The following is a 17,960-nucleotide window of genomic DNA, read 5'->3' as shown; positions in this document are numbered from 1 at the left end:
ACCCTGCCCTTCGGCATCGTCATCCCCCTCCCCGGACCGCCCGCGCCTCAACAGTGATTCAAACCTGCTATCAGATCACGAAGCAGTAACAAAAAGGTCTCGGGTGCGGTAATCTCCACTTCGTCCATAACGAAGGGCTCACAGCGAGCCATGGGAGGGTCACCACACCGTGGGGCGTCACCGAAAACAACCGCCCGCCACCGTCAGGCGGAGTTCCGTTATCGCATTGACCGGACTGGTTCCCGCTGGGCTCGTAACCGTCACCTCCGCCTCCGATGTCGGCGGCGCCGCTCCCCTTGCGGTCGCGGTCCAGACACCGGAAGACGATCAGGACGCACACGGCGCCAGACCACAGAACGCGCAACCCCTGGCCGCCGCGGAATTCGTCGGTCACGCAATGGCGAAGGCGGCGCCCACCGCCGCGCCGATAGTGAAAAGCGTTGCGCTGGCGAGCAATCGGCAACGCGCCGCGTTGCCCGCGGGGCCGATGGGCATTCCCGGCGTAGCCGTCGCGGCATACCAGAACGCGGAACGCATTCTGGCCGCGGAAAATCCAGTGTGCGGCATGCCGTGGTCGCTGCTGGCCGGCATCGGGCGAGTCGAGTCCACCCACGCGTTCGGCGGCAAAGCCGATGCCGACGGCAACCCGCTGAGCCCGGTCTACGGCCCGGTCCTCGACGGTTCGCTGGCCGGTAACCAGGTGATCAGGGACTCCGACGACGGCGCGCTGGACGGCCTGGCCGGTTACGACCGCGCGACCGGCCCGATGCAGTTCCTGCCGCAAACCTGGAAGCGCTACGCGGCCGACGGCAACGGCGACGGCATCGCCGATCCGCAGAATCTCTTCGACGCCGCGCTGACCGCGGGGAGATACCTGTGTGACGGCGGTTTGAACATGCGCGATCCGGCTCAGCGGTCCAAGGCGATCCTGCGCTACAACCACTCCATGGCCTACGTCACGAAGGTCATGTCCTGGGCGACCTCCTACAGCACGGACACCGCACCACGGGCCGGAGACGTGCCCAAAGTTTGACACGCCTAAAATTTCTGCCATGCCAGTGCTTACGGAATCGGATGTGCGGGGAGCCCTCGCGAAGGTCGACGACCCGGAGATCCGCAAACCGATCACCGAACTGGGCATGGTGAAAAGCGTCGCCATCGGCGCCGACAGCGATGTCCACGTGGAGATCTATCTGACGACGGCGGGCTGCCCCCTGCGCACCGAGATCACGCAGCGGGTCACCAAGGCCATCGCCGACGTGCCCGGTGCGGGCGCGGTGACCGTCGACCTCGACGTGATGAGCGACGAGCAGCGCACCGCGCTACGCAAGCAGCTGCGCGGCGACTCGGCCGACCCGGTCATCCCGTTCGCCCAGCCCGGCTCGCTGACCCGCGTCTACGCGGTCGCCTCCGGCAAGGGCGGGGTCGGGAAATCCAGCGTCACGGTGAACCTGGCCGCCGCCATGGCCGCACGCGGCTTGTCGGTCGGCGTGTTGGACGCGGACATCTACGGCCACTCCATCCCGCGCATGCTCGGCACCGACGCCAGGCCGACGCAGGTCGAGCGGATGATCATGCCGCCCGTCGCGCACGACGTGAAGATGATCTCGATCGCGCAGTTCACCCAGGGCAACACTCCCGTGGTGTGGCGCGGCCCCATGCTGCACCGGGCGTTGCAGCAGTTCCTCGCCGACGTGTTCTGGGGCGACCTGGACATCCTGCTGCTCGACCTGCCGCCGGGCACCGGCGACGTCGCCATCTCCATCGCGCAGCTGATCCCCGGCGCGGAAATCCTGGTCGTCACCACCCCGCAGCCGGCCGCCGCCGAGGTGGCGGAGCGGGCCGGCGCCATCGCGCTGCAGACCCGCCAGCGCATCGCGGGCGTAGTGGAGAACATGTCCTGGCTCGACCTGCCGGACGGCACCAGGATGGACCTGTACGGCTCCGGCGGCGGACAAGCGGTCGCCGACCGCCTGACCCGCGCGGTCGGCGCCACCGTGCCGCTGCTCGGCCAGATCCCGATCGAACAGGCACTGCGCGAATCAGGCGACGAGGGCACCCCCATCGTGCTGCGCGACCCGGAGAACCCAGCCGCCAAGGCACTGCTCGAGGTCGCCGACAAACTCGCCGTCCGCCGCCGCGGCCTGGCCGGCATGGCACTCGGCATCGACACCACCCGCCACCTGTAGCGCACCCCACGGTCATAACCGCCGCGCGCGAAGAGCTACAGCGGGGTCCACTCCGCACGCCCACACCGGCGAGCGCGGCGGCGAACAATCGCGGGATCGGTCACGTCGACTCCGACCAGTTCGATGTCGTCGAGTGCGGCGGGTGACACGGTCAGGTTGAGATCGGACCACCGGCACTGCCCGCACATCCGCGAAAACGCTCGCTCGTGCAGCTGCCACCCCGAGCCATGAGGGGGCCGCGAACACGCGACGCGCTGGCCGTTGGAGCATCGAACACAGCCCAGCTCGCGCCTGGGTGGCGTCGCTCCGCAACGAAATCGCTGGCGGCGGTCGGCCTACCCACAGCTACCGGGTCGGAGCGACCATCAAGGTGCTGCGGTTTTCGCGCTGCGTGACCACTTGGCCCTACTCCGGCTTTCGAGCGAAGCGAGACAGAGCATTGCCCGTTCGCGGCCCGGCTCAAGGGGGCCGCGAACACGCAGCGCCGCAGGCGCTGCAAAAATTACACAGCATGCTCACCATGCTGCTGTACGTGCTGATCGTCGGCTTGGTCGCCGCGGTGCTGTTCCTGCTCGCCAGTGCGGTGTTCGGGCGGTCGGAGGAGCTGGGCCCGCTGCCGGAGGGGACGACCGCCACCGTGCTGCCCGTCGAGGGGATCACCGGGGCCGACGTGCGCGCTCTGCGCTTCCAGCAGGTACTGCGTGGATACAAGGCCGGTGAGGTGGATTGGGCGCTGGCCAGGCTGGCCGCCCGGATCGACGAGTTGCAGCATCAGCTGGCCGAGGCGCAGGCCGCGCGGTGGCAGACGCCGATCGCGCCGGAGTCGAAATGACGGTGCCCGCCGATGATGGCCTGGTCCGCTGTGCGTGGCCGCTGGAAACCCAGCTGTACCGGGACTATCACGACTACGAGTGGGGCAAGCCGCTGCACGGCGACGACGCGCTGTTCGAGCGGTTGTGTCTGGAGGCGTTTCAGTCCGGCCTGTCCTGGCTGACCATCCTGCGCAAACGCCCCGCCTTCCGTGCGGCGTTCGCCGGATTCTCGATCGAGCGCGTCGCGGAGTTCGGCGACGCCGACGTCGCCCGGCTGCTGGCCGACGCCGGCATCGTCCGCAACCGGCTCAAGATCGAGGCGGCCATCGCCAACGCCAAGGTCGCGCGGCGCCTCGACATCAGCTTGGACGAGTTGCTCTGGTCGTTCGCCCCGCCGCGGCGTCCGCGTCCGCGCACCGGCGCCGACGTGCCCGCGACCACACCCGAATCCGTCGCCATGGCAAAAGAATTGAAACGTCGCGGGTTCCGCTTCGTCGGCCCGACCACGGCGTACGCGCTCATGCAGGCGACCGGAATGGTCGATGATCACCTGGCCGATTGCTGGGTCGGCAGCGAGGTGTCCAGCACCGGCTGACCGGTCAGTTTTCGAACTCAGCTATCCGTCCACATCGGCGATAGGGAAGAATGGGACGGGTGTAGCTCGCCAAACGCCGGCGGGCTACCTAGTTGGTGACAACTGTAGTTCCAAGAAAGTGCGCAGCAGACCGCGCAGATCTGGAGGGAGCAGAGGATGGCGGCCATGAAGCCCCGCACCGGGGACGGTCCCCTCGAGGCAACCAAAGAAGGGCGTGGAATCGTTATGCGGGTTCCACTCGAGGGTGGCGGGCGTCTGGTCGTCGAACTCACGCCGGACGAGGCGGCGGCACTCGGTGACGAACTGAAGAGCGTCACCAGCTGAGTGGCCGAGGCTGAGCACTCGGCTCTCGCCGTTGCCGCCGGTCTCCTGGCCTGCCCCGAATGTACGCGGGCGCACCGGAACGCACCGGCGCTCGCTCTCGAACCGCGGGACCGGGCGCTGCGCTGTGCGCGCGGGCACAGCTTCGACGTCGCCAGGCAGGGCTATGTCAGTCTCCTGACCGGCGCGTCCACCAAGATGACCGGCGACACCGCGGCCATGCTCGACGCACGCGCCGCCTTCCAGACGGGGGGACACTTCGCGCCGATCGCCGACGCGGTGACGCGTGCCGTCACGGCGCGACGGACCGATGGCGCGGTGCTGGAAGTCGGCGCGGGCACGGGCTACTACCTCGCTCAGGTGCTCGACGCCGCTCCCCCGGCCGTCGGCATCGCGCTGGACGTGGCCAAACCGGCCGTCCGGCGGTGCGCTCGCGCCCATCCGCGCGCCGCCGCGGTGCTGGCCGACGCCTGGCTCGGGTTGCCGATTCGCGACGGCGCGCTCGACAGCGTGCTGTCCGTATTCGCGCCGCGCAATCCCGGCGAGGTCGCCAGGGTGCTCGCCGAGGACGGCCGCTTCGTCGTCGCCACCCCCACCGAACGTCACCTCGGCGAGTTGGTCGGGCCGCTGGACCTGGTGCGCGTCGACCCGGAAAAGAAACGCAGGCTCGACGCCGCGATGACGGGGTACTTCGAGCCCGTCGAACAGACCCTGGTCGAGTATCCGATGAAGCTCCCCAGAGACGATGTAGCGAACGTCGTTGGCATGGGGCCGTCCGCGCATCACGCGGCCACCGAGGACGCGCGTCTGGCACGGTTGCCCGAGAGCATCGAGGTAACCGCGTCGGTGCTGGTCGGCACCTACCGCCCGGCGGCCTGACCGCCGCTACCTCGGCGGTGACTCAGCCCTTGCGTACCTTGTCGTAGACCTCGACCGTCCGCGCCGCGATATGCGACCAGTCGAACTCGGAGACCGCGCGTGCACGGCCCGCGGCACCGAACTCGGCCGCCAGCACTGGGTCACCGGCGACTTCGTTGACAGCGGCGGCCAGCGCGCGCTCATAGTCCTCGGCGGCGCCCGCGTCGTAGTGCACCAGTCGTCCATTGCGACCGTCCGCCACGACTTCGGGGATACCGCCCACATCGGAGGCGACCACCGCGGTCGCGCACGCCATCGCCTCCAAGTTGACAATGCCCAGCGGTTCGTACACCGACGGGCACACGAACACCGACGCGGCGGCCAGAATCTGCCGGATCTGCTCGGTCGGCAGCATCTCGCGAACCCAGAACACGGTGCCGCGCCGCCGCTGCAATTCCTGCACCGCCGCGGTGGTCTCCTCGGCGAGCTCCGGGGTGTCCGGCGCGCCCGCGCACAGCACGAGCTGGATGTCGGGATCGAAGTCGCGGGCGGCGGCCAGCAGATGACCCACCCCCTTCTGCCGAGTGATACGACCGACGAACGCCACGATCGGCCGGTCCGTACGCACACCCAACTCCGCGAGCACCGACGGCGAGTCCTCGGACGGCGGGCCGGGATGCCAGATGCCCCCGTCGATGCCGTTGTGCACCACATGCACCCGGGCCGGGTCGACGGACGGGTACGCGTCCAGTACATCGCGGCGCATGCCCTCGCTGACCGCGATGATCGCGTCGGCGTGCTCGACCGCGTTGCGCTCCGACCACGACGAGATCCGGTAGCCGCCGCCGAGCTGCTCGGCCTTCCACGGCCTGCGCGGTTCCAGCGAATGCGCGGTCAGCACGTGCGGGACGCCGTAGAGGGTACCGGCCAGGTGCCCGGCCAAGCCGGTGTACCAGGTGTGCGAGTGCACCACGTCCACCTCGCCCACGGCGTCGGCCATCCGCAGCTGCGTGGACATCATCTGCAGCGCGGCGTTGGCGGCGTAGAGCGACGGATCCGGTTGGTGCACCACGGCATCCGTGCGCGTGGCGCCCATGCAGTGCACGGTCACCTGGCACAGGTGACGCAGATGCGCCGTCAGCTGCGTGACGTGCACCCCGGCCCCGCCGTACACCTCGGGTGGGTACTCACGGGTCAGCATCGCGACCCGAAGCCGGTCCCGCTCGCCGGAATCCACCGACGCGCGTCCGCCATCCGTGCCGAAGCTCACCGATTCAAACTAGACGTTCAACTGCTCGTGGGCCACTCACTACCGCTTTACCCGGTAGTTTGGCAGATGTGAGGAGCCAGCCGCACGTACTAGGAATCGTGCTCGCCGGTGGCGAGGGCAAGCGACTCTTTCCACTCACGGCCGACCGCGCCAAGCCCGCCGTCCCCTTCGGTGGCGCCTACCGCCTGATCGATTTCGTGCTCAGCAATCTGGTCAACGCGGGCTTCCTGCGGTTGTGCGTACTCACCCAGTACAAATCGCACTCGCTGGACCGGCACATCTCGCAGACGTGGAGGCTGTCCGGTTTCGCGGGCGAGTACATCACCCCGGTGCCCGCGCAGCAGCGGCTCGGGCCGCGCTGGTACACCGGCAGCGCGGACGCGATCATGCAGTCGCTGAACCTGATCTACGACGAGGACCCGGACTACATCGTGGTGTTCGGCGCCGACCACGTGTACCGCATGGACCCGGAGCAGATGGTCCGCCACCATATCGATTCCGGCGCCGGCGTGACCGTGGCGGGTATCCGGGTGCCGCGCAGCCAGGCGAGCGCCTTCGGCTGCATCGACAGCGACGAGTCCGGCCGGATCACCCAGTTCCTGGAGAAGCCCCCGCACCCGCCGGGCACCCCGGACGACCCGAACGTCACGTTCGCGTCCATGGGCAACTACGTCTTCACCACCAAGGTGCTGGTGGATTCGATCAAGGCGGACGCGGACAACGCCGACTCCGACCACGACATGGGCGGCGACATCATCCCGTCGCTGGTGTCCGCGGGGCAGGCGGGCGTCTACGACTTCGCCGACAACGACGTGCCGGGCGCCACCGACCGGGACCGCGGCTACTGGCGTGACGTCGGCACCATCGACGCGTTCTACGACGCGCACATGGATCTGGTATCGGTGCACCCGGTGTTCAACCTCTACAACAAGCACTGGCCGATTCGCGGCGCGGCCGAGAACCTCCCGCCGGCCAAGTTCGCCCAGGGCGGGCTGGCGCAGGAATGCATCGTCGGCGCGGGCAGCATCCTGTCCGCCGCCACGGTGCGCAATTCGGTGCTCAGCGCCAACGTCATGGTCGACGACGGCGCCACCGTCGAAGGTTGCGTGCTCATGCCCGGCGTCCGGATCGGGCGCGGCGCGGTGGTACGGCGCGCCATCCTGGACAAGAACGTGGTCGTCGGCGAGGGCGAGATCATCGGCGTGGACCTGGCGCGCGACCGCGGCCGGTTCGCCATCAGCAACGGCGGCGTGGTGACGGTCGGCAAAGGCGTCTGGGTCTGAGTTCCGGCCACGCAACTACTGATTTCGCACGAAACATGGGTAACTCGTCGGGCACGCCCAGAACCCGAGCGGCACCCGACGCAGGACCTGAACGTAAATCCCTCAGCTCGCGACTTGTACGGCCTAAAGACGCGGAGAGGCGGGAGAGCCCGGCTCAGGGGCAGGGGATCCGATGCAGAATGGCGCGCACGGGCCCGGGGTGCGCGGGACGGTCGTCTTCGAGGCCTCACCGAAATCGGCGGTGCTGACCAAATAGACCGCCAGCACGGCGAACAACAGCACCGCGGCGAAGGCCACCATCGTCCGGCCCCAATGGATCGGACGTGGGCGACGCTCGTCCTCGTCCCACAGGAACATCATCATCACGGCACCGCACCCTCTTCCGGACCCGCTCCGACTATGACCCCACCAGTATCCTGTTCACCCGCGCTCCGCAGAAGCATGCGCCGAACCGTGGCCGTACGGAGGCGGATTTCCAAACTCGCTCGCGTGGGCGAGCAATTCATTTGCTATGCGCCACGGGCATCGGACCCGAGTAGATTCGGAAAGTACTCGGAGGCAAGCACATACGAGTGCCCATGACCGTGGAAGAAAACGGCTCGGCGCCTGACGACTATGGTCCGGGCGGCGCGACCGGCTGTGTGCAGAACGGCTCACAAGGCCCCTGCGTCGGAGTGACTTTGGCGGGCCCGGTGTCGAAATCGGCATTGCTGACCACGATCAGCACCAAGACGGCTCCCAGGAGCACCAACGCGAGAGCCAGCATGGTCGGCCGCAGCCAACTCGACCGACGCTCCGTGACGACATGCCCCATGGCACCCATCTCGACGGCATCCAATTCACGCATAACCGATAACCTCGCTGACTTGTTTCTCAGCGCGTACCCCGATTCGGCCGTGGAAAACGACTCCGCCCGTGGCGACCAACGGCCTGAAGGCCCGCCCGAGGCGGGGAGCATCACTATCCGCGCGAGGCACAAAGCAATCCGTCACCCACCGGAATCAGCACACAGGTGAGTTCGGGATTCTCCGCGATGGCGCGGGTGGCGGCGCGCACCGCCTGGGTGGCCGGGTCGCGCTGCGCCGGGTCGGGCACCCGGCCGCCCAGCAGCGCGTTGTGCAGCAGAATGGCCCCGCCGGTGCGCAGTAATCGCACCGCTTGGGCGACGTACTCCGGATGCTCCAAGGGCGCGGCATCGATGAAGACCAGATCGTAGGCGCCGTCGGCCAGCCGCGGCAGCACGTCGAGCGCACGCCCGTTGATCAGGCGGGTTCGCGCGGGCGGGATGTCCGCGGCGCGGAACGCCTCCCTGGCCGCGCGCTGATGCTCCGGCTCCGAATCGATGGTGGTCAGCGTGCCGTCCTCACGCATGCCGTCGAGCAACCACAGCCCACTGATGCCCGCGCCGGTGCCGACCTCGACCACCGCCCGCGCACCGAGCAACTGCGCGTACATGCTCAGCAGCGCGCCCACCGAGGGCGGCACGGGCACCACGCCGAGTTCGGTGGCCCGCTCGCGCGCGCTGATGAGGATCTCGTCTTCCACGACGGATTCCTCCACGTAAGCGAGATTTCGCTCCAGATTCGATGCCACGGGTATGAGGCTAACGCCGGGCGGCTGGTCTCGGCGTTCCGGACAACACGCGCCGCCACCAATTCCACGGCCATTTTTCTCAGGTGTCCCTCAGGATCTCCATAACCCGGCCATATCAGGACCAGAAAGAGTATGTGCAACGCAAGACCACGACCGTGTATTAACACAGGACGCGGGAACAACGACATACAGGTTGTCGGTTGTATCCGTACGTGACGGTCCGTAGACCCGGACCCGAGCGAGTACCTGCCTGTGCGGTCCCTAGTAGGAGGTAGCCCCATCCACATGGTCGATGCGGCGCGTGAGTACGCCACCTTGCCCGAGCAGATCCTTCCTGTCGAAGTCGACCCCGCCGAGCTCACCGGGACTGCCGCCTTCGATGCCACCGGTGACCGGTCCGCCATGCCGTCGTGGGACGAACTCGTCCGCGAGCACGCCGACCGGGTCTATCGCCTGGCCTATCGCCTCTCCGGCGACGCACAGGACGCGGACGACCTCACCCAGGAGACGTTCATCCGGGTGTTCCGTTCGCTGTCGAATTACCAACCGGGCACGTTCGAGGGCTGGCTGCACCGCATCACCACCAACCTGTTCCTGGACATGGTCCGCCGCCGCAACCGGATCAGGATGGAAGCGCTGCCCGAGGACTACGACCGGGTGCCCGCCGAGGGGCCCGGGCCCGAGCAGGCATACCACGACGCCCGCCTGGATCCCGACCTGCAATCCGCCTTGGATTCGCTCGCGCCGGAGTTCCGCGCGGCCGTGGTCCTGTGTGACATCGAGGGTCTGTCCTACGAGGAGATCGGCGCTACGCTCGGCGTGAAACTGGGCACTGTGCGCAGTCGGATCCACCGTGGGCGGCAGGCACTGCGCGACTACCTTGCGCATAATGGAAGTGAGCAGCGGTTCGCCGCTGATATGAACATAGGGTGATTCGTCGGAAGCCGGCATCGCCCCACGGTCGATGTCGGTTGGAAGGGTGAGCACCGAATGAGTGGCGACTTCAGTACGTCCGGTCGTCGTCCGCCTCGCTTTCGCCCCACCGAACACCTGGCGAGTGAGGCGATCGCGGCATATGTGGACGGCGAGCTGCGGATGAACGCGTACCTGCGCGCCGCTCAGCACCTTTCGCTGTGCCCGGAATGCGCGGCGGAAGTCGACGCCCAGCAACAGGCCCGCATCGCCTTGCGGCATGCGGGCAACGTCGCGATTCCCACCGGACTGCACGACAGCTTGACCAGGATTCCGCTCGGGGAATTGCCGGGTGGCGCGTCCAGCGCGCGGACCCCCACGTCGGGAGCCGGCCAGACCTCCCGTAACGACGCGGTTTTCGGTTTTCTGACCGATTCGTTCACCGCGACTCGGTGGACAACCTGGTGGCGCAAGTAGAGTTTTCCGAGTGACCACCGAATCGACGAATTCCGGATCGGCCGACACCTCGGATTCGGCGGCCAACCGCGGGAATCTCCGTCCACCGGACGCGCCCGTGCTCGGCCCGCGACCGGTCTACCGGCCCCATGTCGACACGCACACCGCACGCGCCTTCCGCAGGCCGTCCGGGCTGTCCGGTTCGTTCGCCGAACCGCCGGTCCGCACCGCGGGCGCGGCACAGAGTGGCCCCGAACCGCAGAACCGTCCACCCGACGCGGTGCTGGCCGAGGCGTTCGGCCGCCCCGAGGGTTCCACCGAGCTGCTGCAGCGCGATCCCGACGCCGCCGGCGGCTCCGCCCCCATCGCCGGTCCCGCCGACCCGTGGCGCGATCCCGACGCCGTCGCGCGGCTGGGCGCCCCCGCGGTGCCAACGCCCAAGCCGCAGCCCCTCGCCCGAGCCGAGAAGCTCAGCGCGCGCCAGGTGCTGTTCGGCGAGCGTGTCGCCCCCAAGGCGCTGGCTTTGCTCGCACTGGTCGCGCTGGTCATCGGCCTGCTGGGCGGGCTGGTCGGCAGGCTGACCGCGGAAACCACCTCGACGCTCACCTCGCGCAAGGTCACCTTGGAGCAGACCGGCGACGGCGATCGGCCGCACGGCCTCATCGCGCAGGTCGCGAACGCGGTGCTGCCCTCGGTCGTCTCGATCCGGGTCACCGTCGGCGACAACGGCGCCACCGGCTCCGGCGTGGTGATCGATGGCGGCGGCTACATCGTCACGAACAACCACGTCATCTCGATGGCCGCGCAGGACAAGAGCAACCGTGCGGCGATCCAGGTGCAGTTCTCCGACGGCACCCGGGTGCCGGCCCAGGTCGTCGGCCGCGACCCGAAGACCGACCTGGCCGTGCTGAAGGTCGATGTGAAGAATCTCACCGTCGCCCAGCTCGGGAAGTCGGGGGATGTCCAAGTGGGCGACGACGTGCTGGCCATCGGTTCGCCGCTCGGCCTGAGCAAGACGGTCACCTCCGGCATCGTCAGCGCCCTGCACCGCCCGGTGAAGCTGGAGGGCGAGGGCAGCGACACGAAGGCCGTCATCGACGCGGTGCAGACCGACGCGTCGATCAACCCGGGTAACTCCGGTGGCGCGCTGGTGGACATGGACGGACGGGTCATCGGCATCAACACCGCCATCCGCAGCGAGACCGGCGGCTCGGTCGGCCTCGGCTTCGCCATCCCGGTGGACATGATGACCGAGGTCGTACAGACATTGATCCGCGACGGCGTCGTGCACCACCCGATCATCGGACTGAGCGCGCGGACCAAGCAGGTGGCCAACGAGGTCATGAGCGGCGCGGCGGTGGCCGACGTCACGCCCGGCGGTCCCGCCGCCAAGGCCGGGATCGTGGAGGGGGACGTGATCGTCAAGGTCGGCGACCGCGAGGTCACCGGTCCGGACGAGCTGGTGGTCGCGGTGCAGTCGCACGAGATCGGGGAGACGGTGAACGTGCAGTTGATCCGCGATGGCAGGCAGGTGGACGTGCCTGTGACGCTGGAATCCGACTGACCCGGCGACCGGATCGCCGGGTAGCCTGATTACGTGTTCAGCAACATCGGCTGGAGCGAGATGGTCATCCTGCTCGTCGCCGCCCTCGTGATTCTCGGACCGGAGCGTCTGCCCGGTGCCGTGCGCTGGACCACGCGCAGCCTACGGCAGGTGCGTGACTACGCGAGCGGCGCCACCTCGCAACTGCGCCAGGAACTCGGGCCGGAATTCGACGATCTGCGCAAGCCGCTGGCCGACCTGAACGAACTGCGCGGCATGACTCCGCGCGCGATGGTGACCAAACATCTTCTCAATGGCGACGATTCGCTGTTCAAGGATTTCAACAGCGCATTGCCCGATCCGAAGGACTTGTACGGCACGAACAGCGGTATGCCGGACTATCCGATGCCGAAGTTGGATAAGCCGTTGGAGCGCAACGAACGTCCTCCGATCGACTCCGACGCCACCTGATCCGTCAAGAAGTCTAGACACCATGCGGTGTTCAGCTGTCTAGACTTCGCACATGTCGGCCGATGACGTGGCGCGCGTGTTCGCGATCGAGGACAAGGTCGAGCGACTGAAGGCGGCCACCGACGGTGTGGCGGCGGCCCAGCAGACCATCAACGAACTGACCAGGATTCGGCGTGCCGTGATCCGCGAACTCCATGCCGAAGGCTGGACGTTCGCCAGAATCGGTGCGGCGGCGGGCCTTTCCCGCGCCCGCATCCACCAGGTGAGTACGCAGGGGCCCGCGCCGGAAGGACTGTTCTTCGGGCATGGTTCGCTCACCGTGCTCGTCCCGGAGGTGCGCGCCGGGCGGGTGATCGGCGCACCGGATCCGGCCGCGGCGCAGCGACTAGCCGAACTACTTCGCGAACTCGGCTTCACGGTCGCGGTCGAGCATTTCCTCCCTGGCCGCCCGGTCGACTTGCGACGCGACGGATTGATCGTGCTCGGCGGCCCGGAACTATCCCCCAGCCTGCGCCAATTGGTCACCGCCGACCCACGACTTCGCCGTGCTGTGGCCAGAGTGGGCGATACGCGCCGGGGAATCGAGGACCGGGCGGCCCGGCGGGTGTACCGTCCGGGCGGCCCGGAACCGCACGACATCGCCTATCTGGCCAGGCTTCCGCGGCCCGACGGCCGCGGCACCGTCCTGATGATCGACGGCATGCACCCGCCCGGCTCGCTCGGCGCGATCCGCCTGCTCGCCACCCGGCTGGCCACGCTGCACGAGCGAGCGAGCAACCACCTGTTCTCGGTGTTGATCGCCTGCCGGTTCGACCGTGCCACCGGCGAACCACTCGAGGCCGAACTGCTCACGCCGGTCTATCGCCACGACCCCGAAAACCGCTCACCCATATCGGGTCTGCGCCGCTGAGCCGCGGCACGTCCGGACCAACTGCCCGGACGCCGGGCGATCGGCCGGGTCGGCATCGAATTCCCAGGGGGCTTGGCGCGATTCGGCGAGCAGGCCGAATACCGAAGTGCTGGGGGCGCTCGGACGGCTAGTTCCGGCGCAATACGGCCCCATGCGTGCCCCGTCGGGTCTGCACGTAAATCATCCCGCCAGAGGATCACGGCGGTTTCGGCGTGCTTCTGGGACACCGTGATTCGGCCTACTCGACTCGGTTCACCTGCTCACGGGAGCGGTCGGATGCGGGCACACAAAGGAATTCAGCAAACTGCCCGCCACCAAATCTGCAGGGCGCACACCCCCGGCGATCGCCGACGGCACAGCACAGACGCACGGTCTTCGGCACTCCATGCTGCGGCAAGCAGCCTGCTCAACCGCATCAGTCGAGCCGGTGCGAGCGCCGGGCCCGGGTGTGGCGCTGGTCACCCGACCTGCTATGCCACGTTCCCATGGGGCTGGCTAAAATAGCTGAAAGATAACGCGCGAGCCGCTCGACCCGTGGTGCCTGCCGAGACCGACGCGCCCTATCTCCCGCTCCGCCAAACGGACGTGCGAGGCGTCCGGCAAGGAGGAAGTAGTGAATTCGCTTCTGCTCATCGGTGCCGCCATCCTGGTGACGGGGCTGCTCGTCCTGGTCGCCACCATGCTGCTGCGGCCGACGTCGTCGCGCACCCACGTCTCCGTGGCCGAACTCCAAGCCCGGCTCGCGAAAGAGCACGAGGACGCGTCACCCGCGCCGGAGAGTTCCGAGAACGACGAAACGGTGTCCGACGACGACTCGCGGACGGATGGCAAGACGCGTCCGACCATGCCAGCGGTACGCCGTCAGCTCCCCTACCCGATCGCGGATACCGACGGCACGGTGAATGAACCCACGTCGACGACGAGCGACGACGGCACGAAGAGCGATCCCAAGTCCGACGACGGCACGAAGAGTGAACCCACGTCTGCGACGAGCGACGACAGCACGAAGAGCGACCCCAATTCCGCGACGGCCGACGATGTGGACCCCGCGCAGGCGCAACGAAGGGCTGCCGCCGCCGAGATGCTGCGCCGCATCGCGTCCGCGTCGTAACTAGGCTGGCGGTACGGCGGAAACTCGCCGTCCGTCTCGGGCCCGACGCGCTCCGGCCGGACCCGCTCGGAGAGGATCGGTTCCTGGTGCGCGCGATACTCGGGCAATTGATCACCCTGCTGCGGCGCGAGCCCGTCGCGCTGGCGCGTGTAGTGGATACCACGGGGGCAGGCCCCCGCGAGCCGGGCGCGGCGATGATCGTCACCGGGTCCGGCGACGTCCACGGCTCGCTGTCCGGCGGGTGTGTCGAGGCAGCGGTCGTCGTGGCGGCGCACGAGGTCCTGGCGGGCGGGCAGGCGGTGACCGACCGGTTCGGCTACGCCGACGCCGACGGACTCGCGGTCGGGTTGACCTGCGGCGGCGAGATCGAAGTATTCGTCGAGCGGATCTCCCGGGAGCGGCTGCCTCTGCTCTCGGCGCTGCGGCGGCGGATCGACGACGGCACCCCGGTGGCCGCGGCCACCACTTTGGACGCCACACCGGAATGGAAACTTCTGCTGCCCGGGGATACCGATCCGTGGCACGGCGTGGATCGCGACGCGCGGGCACTGCTCGACGCGGGCCGTAGCGGCGTGGTGGGCGCTGCTGAGTGCGCGCCGCACGGCTCACCGCGGCCACGGACGTTCGTGCAAGTCTTCGCGGCGCCGGCGCGCATGATCCTGGCGGGTGCCAACGATTTCGTGCGAGCGCTCAGCCGCACCGGCCGGCAACTCGGTTATCGGGTCACCGTGGTGGACGCCCGGGAAACCTTCGCCACCGCCGCCCGCTTCCCTTCCGCCCACGAGGTGGTAGTGGACTGGCCGCATCGGTACCTGCGCTCGGAGCAGCAGGCCGGGCGGATCGACCATCGCACCGTGGTCTGCGTGCTCACTCATGACGCCAAGTTCGACGTGCCAGCCCTGGCCACGGCACTGGCCTTCCCGCTCGGCTTCGTCGGCGCCCTCGGTTCGCGCCGGACCCATGCCGAGCGCATCGCCAGGCTGCGGGACTCCGGAGTCACCGAAGACCAGCTCGCCCGGCTGAAGAGCCCGATGGGACTGGACCTGAACGCACGGACGCCGGACGAGACGGCAATCTCCATCGCCGCACAGATTCTGGCCGAACGCGGCGGCGCGTCCGCCCGTCCGCTGGACCGCACCGACGGTCCCATCCACCGCTGAGGCGCTCGAAGTCTCTTCCCGCGAGAGGGATTGGATCCCGATTTGCCGGGAATACCCTCGCCAAGCCAGCCGGTCGCATGGCGCGCTTCGCACCCACTTGCACGCCGTGGCTGTTCGGCCCACACTTGATTTGCTGAAAGTTAACTAGACCAGGTGACGGTGCGTTGCGCTTCGGCCCCGCCACGCTCTGCCCGGCCCGCCCCACCGAGAGGAGAAAGCGCCGTGACCGCCACCCAGATCGCCGTACTCTGCTCGCTCGCGGGCGCCGCAAGTCTGGTCGCCACCATCGGTCTGCTGCACGGTCCGGCGACCCGGCGGCGCCGAGTCGGCGTCGCCGAGCACGGGATCGCGGAGCAGGTCGCTCCCCTGCTGCCGACCTGCCCGATCGGTCGGCCCCAGCAACTGCCCACCGAGCCGTTGACCGTGGCGGAGGCACACGAACTCATGCAGCGCCACCGGATCTGCGAGCCCTCGGAATGCGTCCACAAGAACGCGGCCTTCCGGACTCTGATCGAAGCCGGGTACATGCGCGACCCGCGGGCCAACGGGACCTGACCGGAACACCGGTTTTCCGGCGTCACCGCCCACGCCGCGGGTACCGGCACGACGCCGAATCCGGCCGCATATCGCGGTCGCTCAGGCCGCCGCCCACGCGGGCCGCAAAGTGTTCATCGGCGGGCGATCGATCAGCGACACTTCGGTGCTGTGCGCGGTGAATTCATCGCCGATCAGCGGGAATTGGGTCAGCGCCGCGCCGGAGTCCCGAACGCCGCTGCGGCCGAGCACAGTGCCGAGGATCTGGCGGCTCATCACCCCGAGATCGGCCAGCGGCCGGTTCCGATGGGTACGAACGCCCAGGTTGACCTGGCCGATAGCGGACATCCCGTGCCGGTCGTAGGTGTCCAGCAGCAACCCGATCTCCACGCCGTAGCCGGGGGCGAACGGCACCGAGGTGAGCAATTCCCTGGTGCCCGCGTACTCGCCGCCCAGCGGCTGCAAAACCTGCGACAGCTCGGGCCGCAGCGCCGCGAGCAGCGGGCGCGCGACCAGTTCGGTGACCCGTCCGCCACCGTGCGCGTCCACCGCGTCGCCCTGCCGCAACGGCCTGCGGTAGTACGCCTTGGCCAGGTGCATATCGTCCACCGTGAGCAGCGGGCCGAGCAATTTCGGCACGAAGGCCGGGTCGGGGTCGATCAGATCGGAGTCGACGAAGGCGATGAGGTCACCGCTGGTCACCGCCAGCGAGCGCCACAGCACCTCGCCCTTGCCGGGAACCGGGTCCAGCTCGGGCACCGCCTGCTCGCGGCTGATCACCTCGGCGCCGGCCGCGCGAGCCCGCTCCGCGGTGGCGTCGGTGGAACCGGAATCGAGCACGATCAGCTCGTCGACGAGCGTGCCGAGCAGCGGCCGGATGCTGGCCACCACGTCGGCCACGGTCCGCTCTTCGTTCAGCGCGGGCAGCACCACCGACACGGTGCGTCCGGCTTTGGCGGCGACGAGCTCGTCCACCGTCCAGTTCGGGGTGTCCCAGGTATTGGTCGTCGCCCAGGCGGGCTCGAAGGGTTGAAATGTCATACCAGACCTCGCAAGGTTCGTGCGGGGGGCCGGATGCCCTGGATCGCGGCGATCATGTCCACGACCCGCCGGGTCGCGGCGACTTCGTGAACACGAAAGACTCGGGCGCCGGCCGCCGCCGACCATGCTGTTGCCGCCAACGTGCCCTCCAGCCGCTCGGACAGACCGACACCTAAAGTCTCTCCGATGAAATCCTTGTTGCTCAGCGCCATCAAGACTGGCCATCCGGTATTTACAAGAACGTCGATTCCGCGCAACAGTTCGAGCCCGTGATAGGTGTTCTTGCCGAAATCATGGGTCGGGTCGATCAGGATCGAATCCTCGCGCACGCCCGCCGCGAGCGCGTTCTCGGCGGCGCGGACCACCGTCTCGGTGACCTCGTTCACCACGTCGGCGTAGCGGACCCGATGCGGCCTGGTGCGCGGCACCGCGCCACCGGTGTGGCTGCACACCACGCCCGCGCCGTGCGCCGCGGCCACCGGGACCAGCTCCGGGTCGGCTCCCGCCCAGGTGTCATTGATCAGATCCGCGCCCTCCCGCACCGCGGCCAGCGCCACCTCGGCGCGCCAGGTGTCGACGCTGATCAGTAGCTCGGGGTATTGCCCGCGGATTGCCGAGACGAACGGCACCACCCGGCGCGTCTCCTCGGCCGCGTCGACCAGATCACCTGGCCCGGCCTTCACTCCGCCGATGTCGACCAGGTCGGCGCCCTCGTCCACCGCCCGCGCGACGGCGTCCATGGCCGCCGCGTCGGTGAAGGTGGCGCCGCGGTCGTAGAACGAGTCCGGGGTGCGATTCACGATCGCCATCACCAGCGCCCGATCCGTCGCCACCGGCCGGCCGCACAGCGTGGGAAACCGCGCCGGAATCGAGCTGAACATGCAAACGACTCTAGTTGGAG

21 protein-coding genes are annotated in these 17,960 nt (G+C 68.5%); 15 read left to right on the top strand and 6 right to left on the bottom strand.

From position 1 onward, the window contains the following. Positions 1 to 169: 169 nt before the first annotated feature. From ACWPXK_RS08335 to ACWPXK_RS08310, 6 genes are all read left to right on the top strand, one after another. Positions 170 to 1,033: a lytic transglycosylase domain-containing protein gene (locus ACWPXK_RS08335; protein WP_454195377.1), complete on the top strand. Its 864-nt coding sequence runs from the start codon at positions 170 to 172 to the stop codon at positions 1,031 to 1,033. 19 nt (positions 1,034 to 1,052) lie between these two features. Further along, positions 1,053 to 2,189 (top strand): Mrp/NBP35 family ATP-binding protein, encoded by a 1,137-nt coding sequence (locus tag ACWPXK_RS08330; protein WP_454195376.1) that lies wholly within the window; start codon positions 1,053 to 1,055, stop codon positions 2,187 to 2,189. 511 nt (positions 2,190 to 2,700) lie between these two features. Beyond that, positions 2,701 to 3,021: a DivIVA domain-containing protein gene (locus ACWPXK_RS08325; protein WP_040782234.1), complete on the top strand. Its 321-nt coding sequence runs from the start codon at positions 2,701 to 2,703 to the stop codon at positions 3,019 to 3,021. After that, positions 3,018 to 3,596: a DNA-3-methyladenine glycosylase I gene (locus ACWPXK_RS08320; RefSeq protein WP_454195490.1), complete on the top strand. Its 579-nt coding sequence runs from the start codon at positions 3,018 to 3,020 to the stop codon at positions 3,594 to 3,596. The genes ACWPXK_RS08325 and ACWPXK_RS08320 overlap by 4 nt, the downstream gene beginning before the upstream one ends. 156 nt (positions 3,597 to 3,752) lie before the next feature. Then, on the top strand, positions 3,753 to 3,920 hold the full coding sequence (locus ACWPXK_RS08315; protein ID WP_011211259.1) for a DUF3117 domain-containing protein: 168 nt from the start codon (positions 3,753 to 3,755) through the stop codon (positions 3,918 to 3,920). Further along, positions 3,921 to 4,796 (top strand): putative RNA methyltransferase, encoded by an 876-nt coding sequence (locus ACWPXK_RS08310; protein ID WP_454195375.1) that lies wholly within the window; start codon positions 3,921 to 3,923, stop codon positions 4,794 to 4,796. It abuts the gene before it with no gap. A 22-nt stretch (positions 4,797 to 4,818) separates the two neighbouring features. Here the strand turns inward: ACWPXK_RS08310 and glgA are convergent, their stop codons facing one another. Beyond that, positions 4,819 to 5,976: a glycogen synthase gene (glgA, locus tag ACWPXK_RS08305; protein WP_454195489.1), complete on the bottom strand. Its 1,158-nt coding sequence runs from the start codon at positions 5,974 to 5,976 to the stop codon at positions 4,819 to 4,821. A gap of 137 nt (positions 5,977 to 6,113) precedes the next feature. Between glgA and glgC the strand changes: the two genes are divergently transcribed. Continuing rightward, entirely contained in the window at positions 6,114 to 7,328 is a 1,215-nt protein-coding gene (glgC, locus tag ACWPXK_RS08300; RefSeq protein WP_454195374.1) for a glucose-1-phosphate adenylyltransferase, read from the top strand. A 123-nt stretch (positions 7,329 to 7,451) separates the two neighbouring features. Here the strand turns inward: glgC and ACWPXK_RS08295 are convergent, their stop codons facing one another. From ACWPXK_RS08295 to ACWPXK_RS08285, 3 genes are all read right to left on the bottom strand, one after another. Then, positions 7,452 to 7,694 carry a hypothetical protein gene (locus ACWPXK_RS08295; protein ID WP_454195373.1) on the bottom strand — a complete coding sequence of 81 codons (243 nt, stop codon included), beginning with the start codon at positions 7,692 to 7,694 and terminating at the stop codon, positions 7,452 to 7,454. A 247-nt stretch (positions 7,695 to 7,941) separates the two neighbouring features. After that, positions 7,942 to 8,175: a hypothetical protein gene (locus ACWPXK_RS08290; protein WP_454195372.1), complete on the bottom strand. Its 234-nt coding sequence runs from the start codon at positions 8,173 to 8,175 to the stop codon at positions 7,942 to 7,944. A 113-nt stretch (positions 8,176 to 8,288) separates the two neighbouring features. Next, positions 8,289 to 8,927 carry an O-methyltransferase gene (locus ACWPXK_RS08285; protein ID WP_454195488.1) on the bottom strand — a complete coding sequence of 213 codons (639 nt, stop codon included), beginning with the start codon at positions 8,925 to 8,927 and terminating at the stop codon, positions 8,289 to 8,291. A gap of 279 nt (positions 8,928 to 9,206) precedes the next feature. Here ACWPXK_RS08285 and sigE point away from each other — a divergent pair, with 279 nt between their 5' ends. The 8 genes from sigE to ACWPXK_RS08245 all read left to right on the top strand — a co-directional run bounded on the left by sigE (position 9,207) and on the right by ACWPXK_RS08245 (position 16,039). Then, the gene (sigE, locus tag ACWPXK_RS08280) at positions 9,207 to 9,854 is read left to right on the top strand and encodes an RNA polymerase sigma factor SigE (RefSeq protein WP_454195371.1); all 648 of its coding nucleotides are present in this window, start codon (positions 9,207 to 9,209) and stop codon (positions 9,852 to 9,854) included. Between the two features lie 57 nt (positions 9,855 to 9,911). Next, a complete protein-coding gene (locus ACWPXK_RS08275) occupies positions 9,912 to 10,310 on the top strand; it encodes a hypothetical protein (protein ID WP_364335013.1) in 399 nt (132 codons plus the stop codon). 10 nt (positions 10,311 to 10,320) lie between these two features. Further along, a complete protein-coding gene (locus ACWPXK_RS08270) occupies positions 10,321 to 11,853 on the top strand; it encodes a trypsin-like peptidase domain-containing protein (protein WP_454195370.1) in 1,533 nt (510 codons plus the stop codon). A gap of 33 nt (positions 11,854 to 11,886) precedes the next feature. Continuing rightward, on the top strand, positions 11,887 to 12,303 hold the full coding sequence (tatB, locus tag ACWPXK_RS08265) for a Sec-independent protein translocase protein TatB (RefSeq protein ID WP_454195369.1): 417 nt from the start codon (positions 11,887 to 11,889) through the stop codon (positions 12,301 to 12,303). 52 nt (positions 12,304 to 12,355) lie between these two features. After that, positions 12,356 to 13,213: a hypothetical protein gene (locus ACWPXK_RS08260; RefSeq protein WP_454195368.1), complete on the top strand. Its 858-nt coding sequence runs from the start codon at positions 12,356 to 12,358 to the stop codon at positions 13,211 to 13,213. A gap of 613 nt (positions 13,214 to 13,826) precedes the next feature. Then, the gene (locus ACWPXK_RS08255; RefSeq protein ID WP_454195367.1) at positions 13,827 to 14,324 is read left to right on the top strand and encodes a hypothetical protein; all 498 of its coding nucleotides are present in this window, start codon (positions 13,827 to 13,829) and stop codon (positions 14,322 to 14,324) included. 86 nt (positions 14,325 to 14,410) lie between these two features. Then, entirely contained in the window at positions 14,411 to 15,484 is a 1,074-nt protein-coding gene (locus tag ACWPXK_RS08250) for an XdhC family protein (protein ID WP_454195366.1), read from the top strand. 222 nt (positions 15,485 to 15,706) lie between these two features. Then, the gene (locus tag ACWPXK_RS08245; RefSeq protein ID WP_454195365.1) at positions 15,707 to 16,039 is read left to right on the top strand and encodes a hypothetical protein; all 333 of its coding nucleotides are present in this window, start codon (positions 15,707 to 15,709) and stop codon (positions 16,037 to 16,039) included. Positions 16,040 to 16,120: 81 nt separating this feature from the next. Here the strand turns inward: ACWPXK_RS08245 and ACWPXK_RS08240 are convergent, their stop codons facing one another. Then, entirely contained in the window at positions 16,121 to 17,059 is a 939-nt protein-coding gene (locus ACWPXK_RS08240) for a glucosyl-3-phosphoglycerate synthase (protein WP_454195364.1), read from the bottom strand. Continuing rightward, on the bottom strand, positions 17,056 to 17,940 hold the full coding sequence (gene folP, locus ACWPXK_RS08235; RefSeq protein ID WP_454195363.1) for a dihydropteroate synthase: 885 nt from the start codon (positions 17,938 to 17,940) through the stop codon (positions 17,056 to 17,058). Before folP ends, ACWPXK_RS08240 begins: the two co-directional genes overlap by 4 nt. Positions 17,941 to 17,960: the final 20 nt, after the last annotated feature.

The organism is Nocardia sp. Marseille-Q1738 (assembly GCF_965283145.1).
This window is presented reverse-complemented; position numbering and strand designations above follow the sequence as displayed.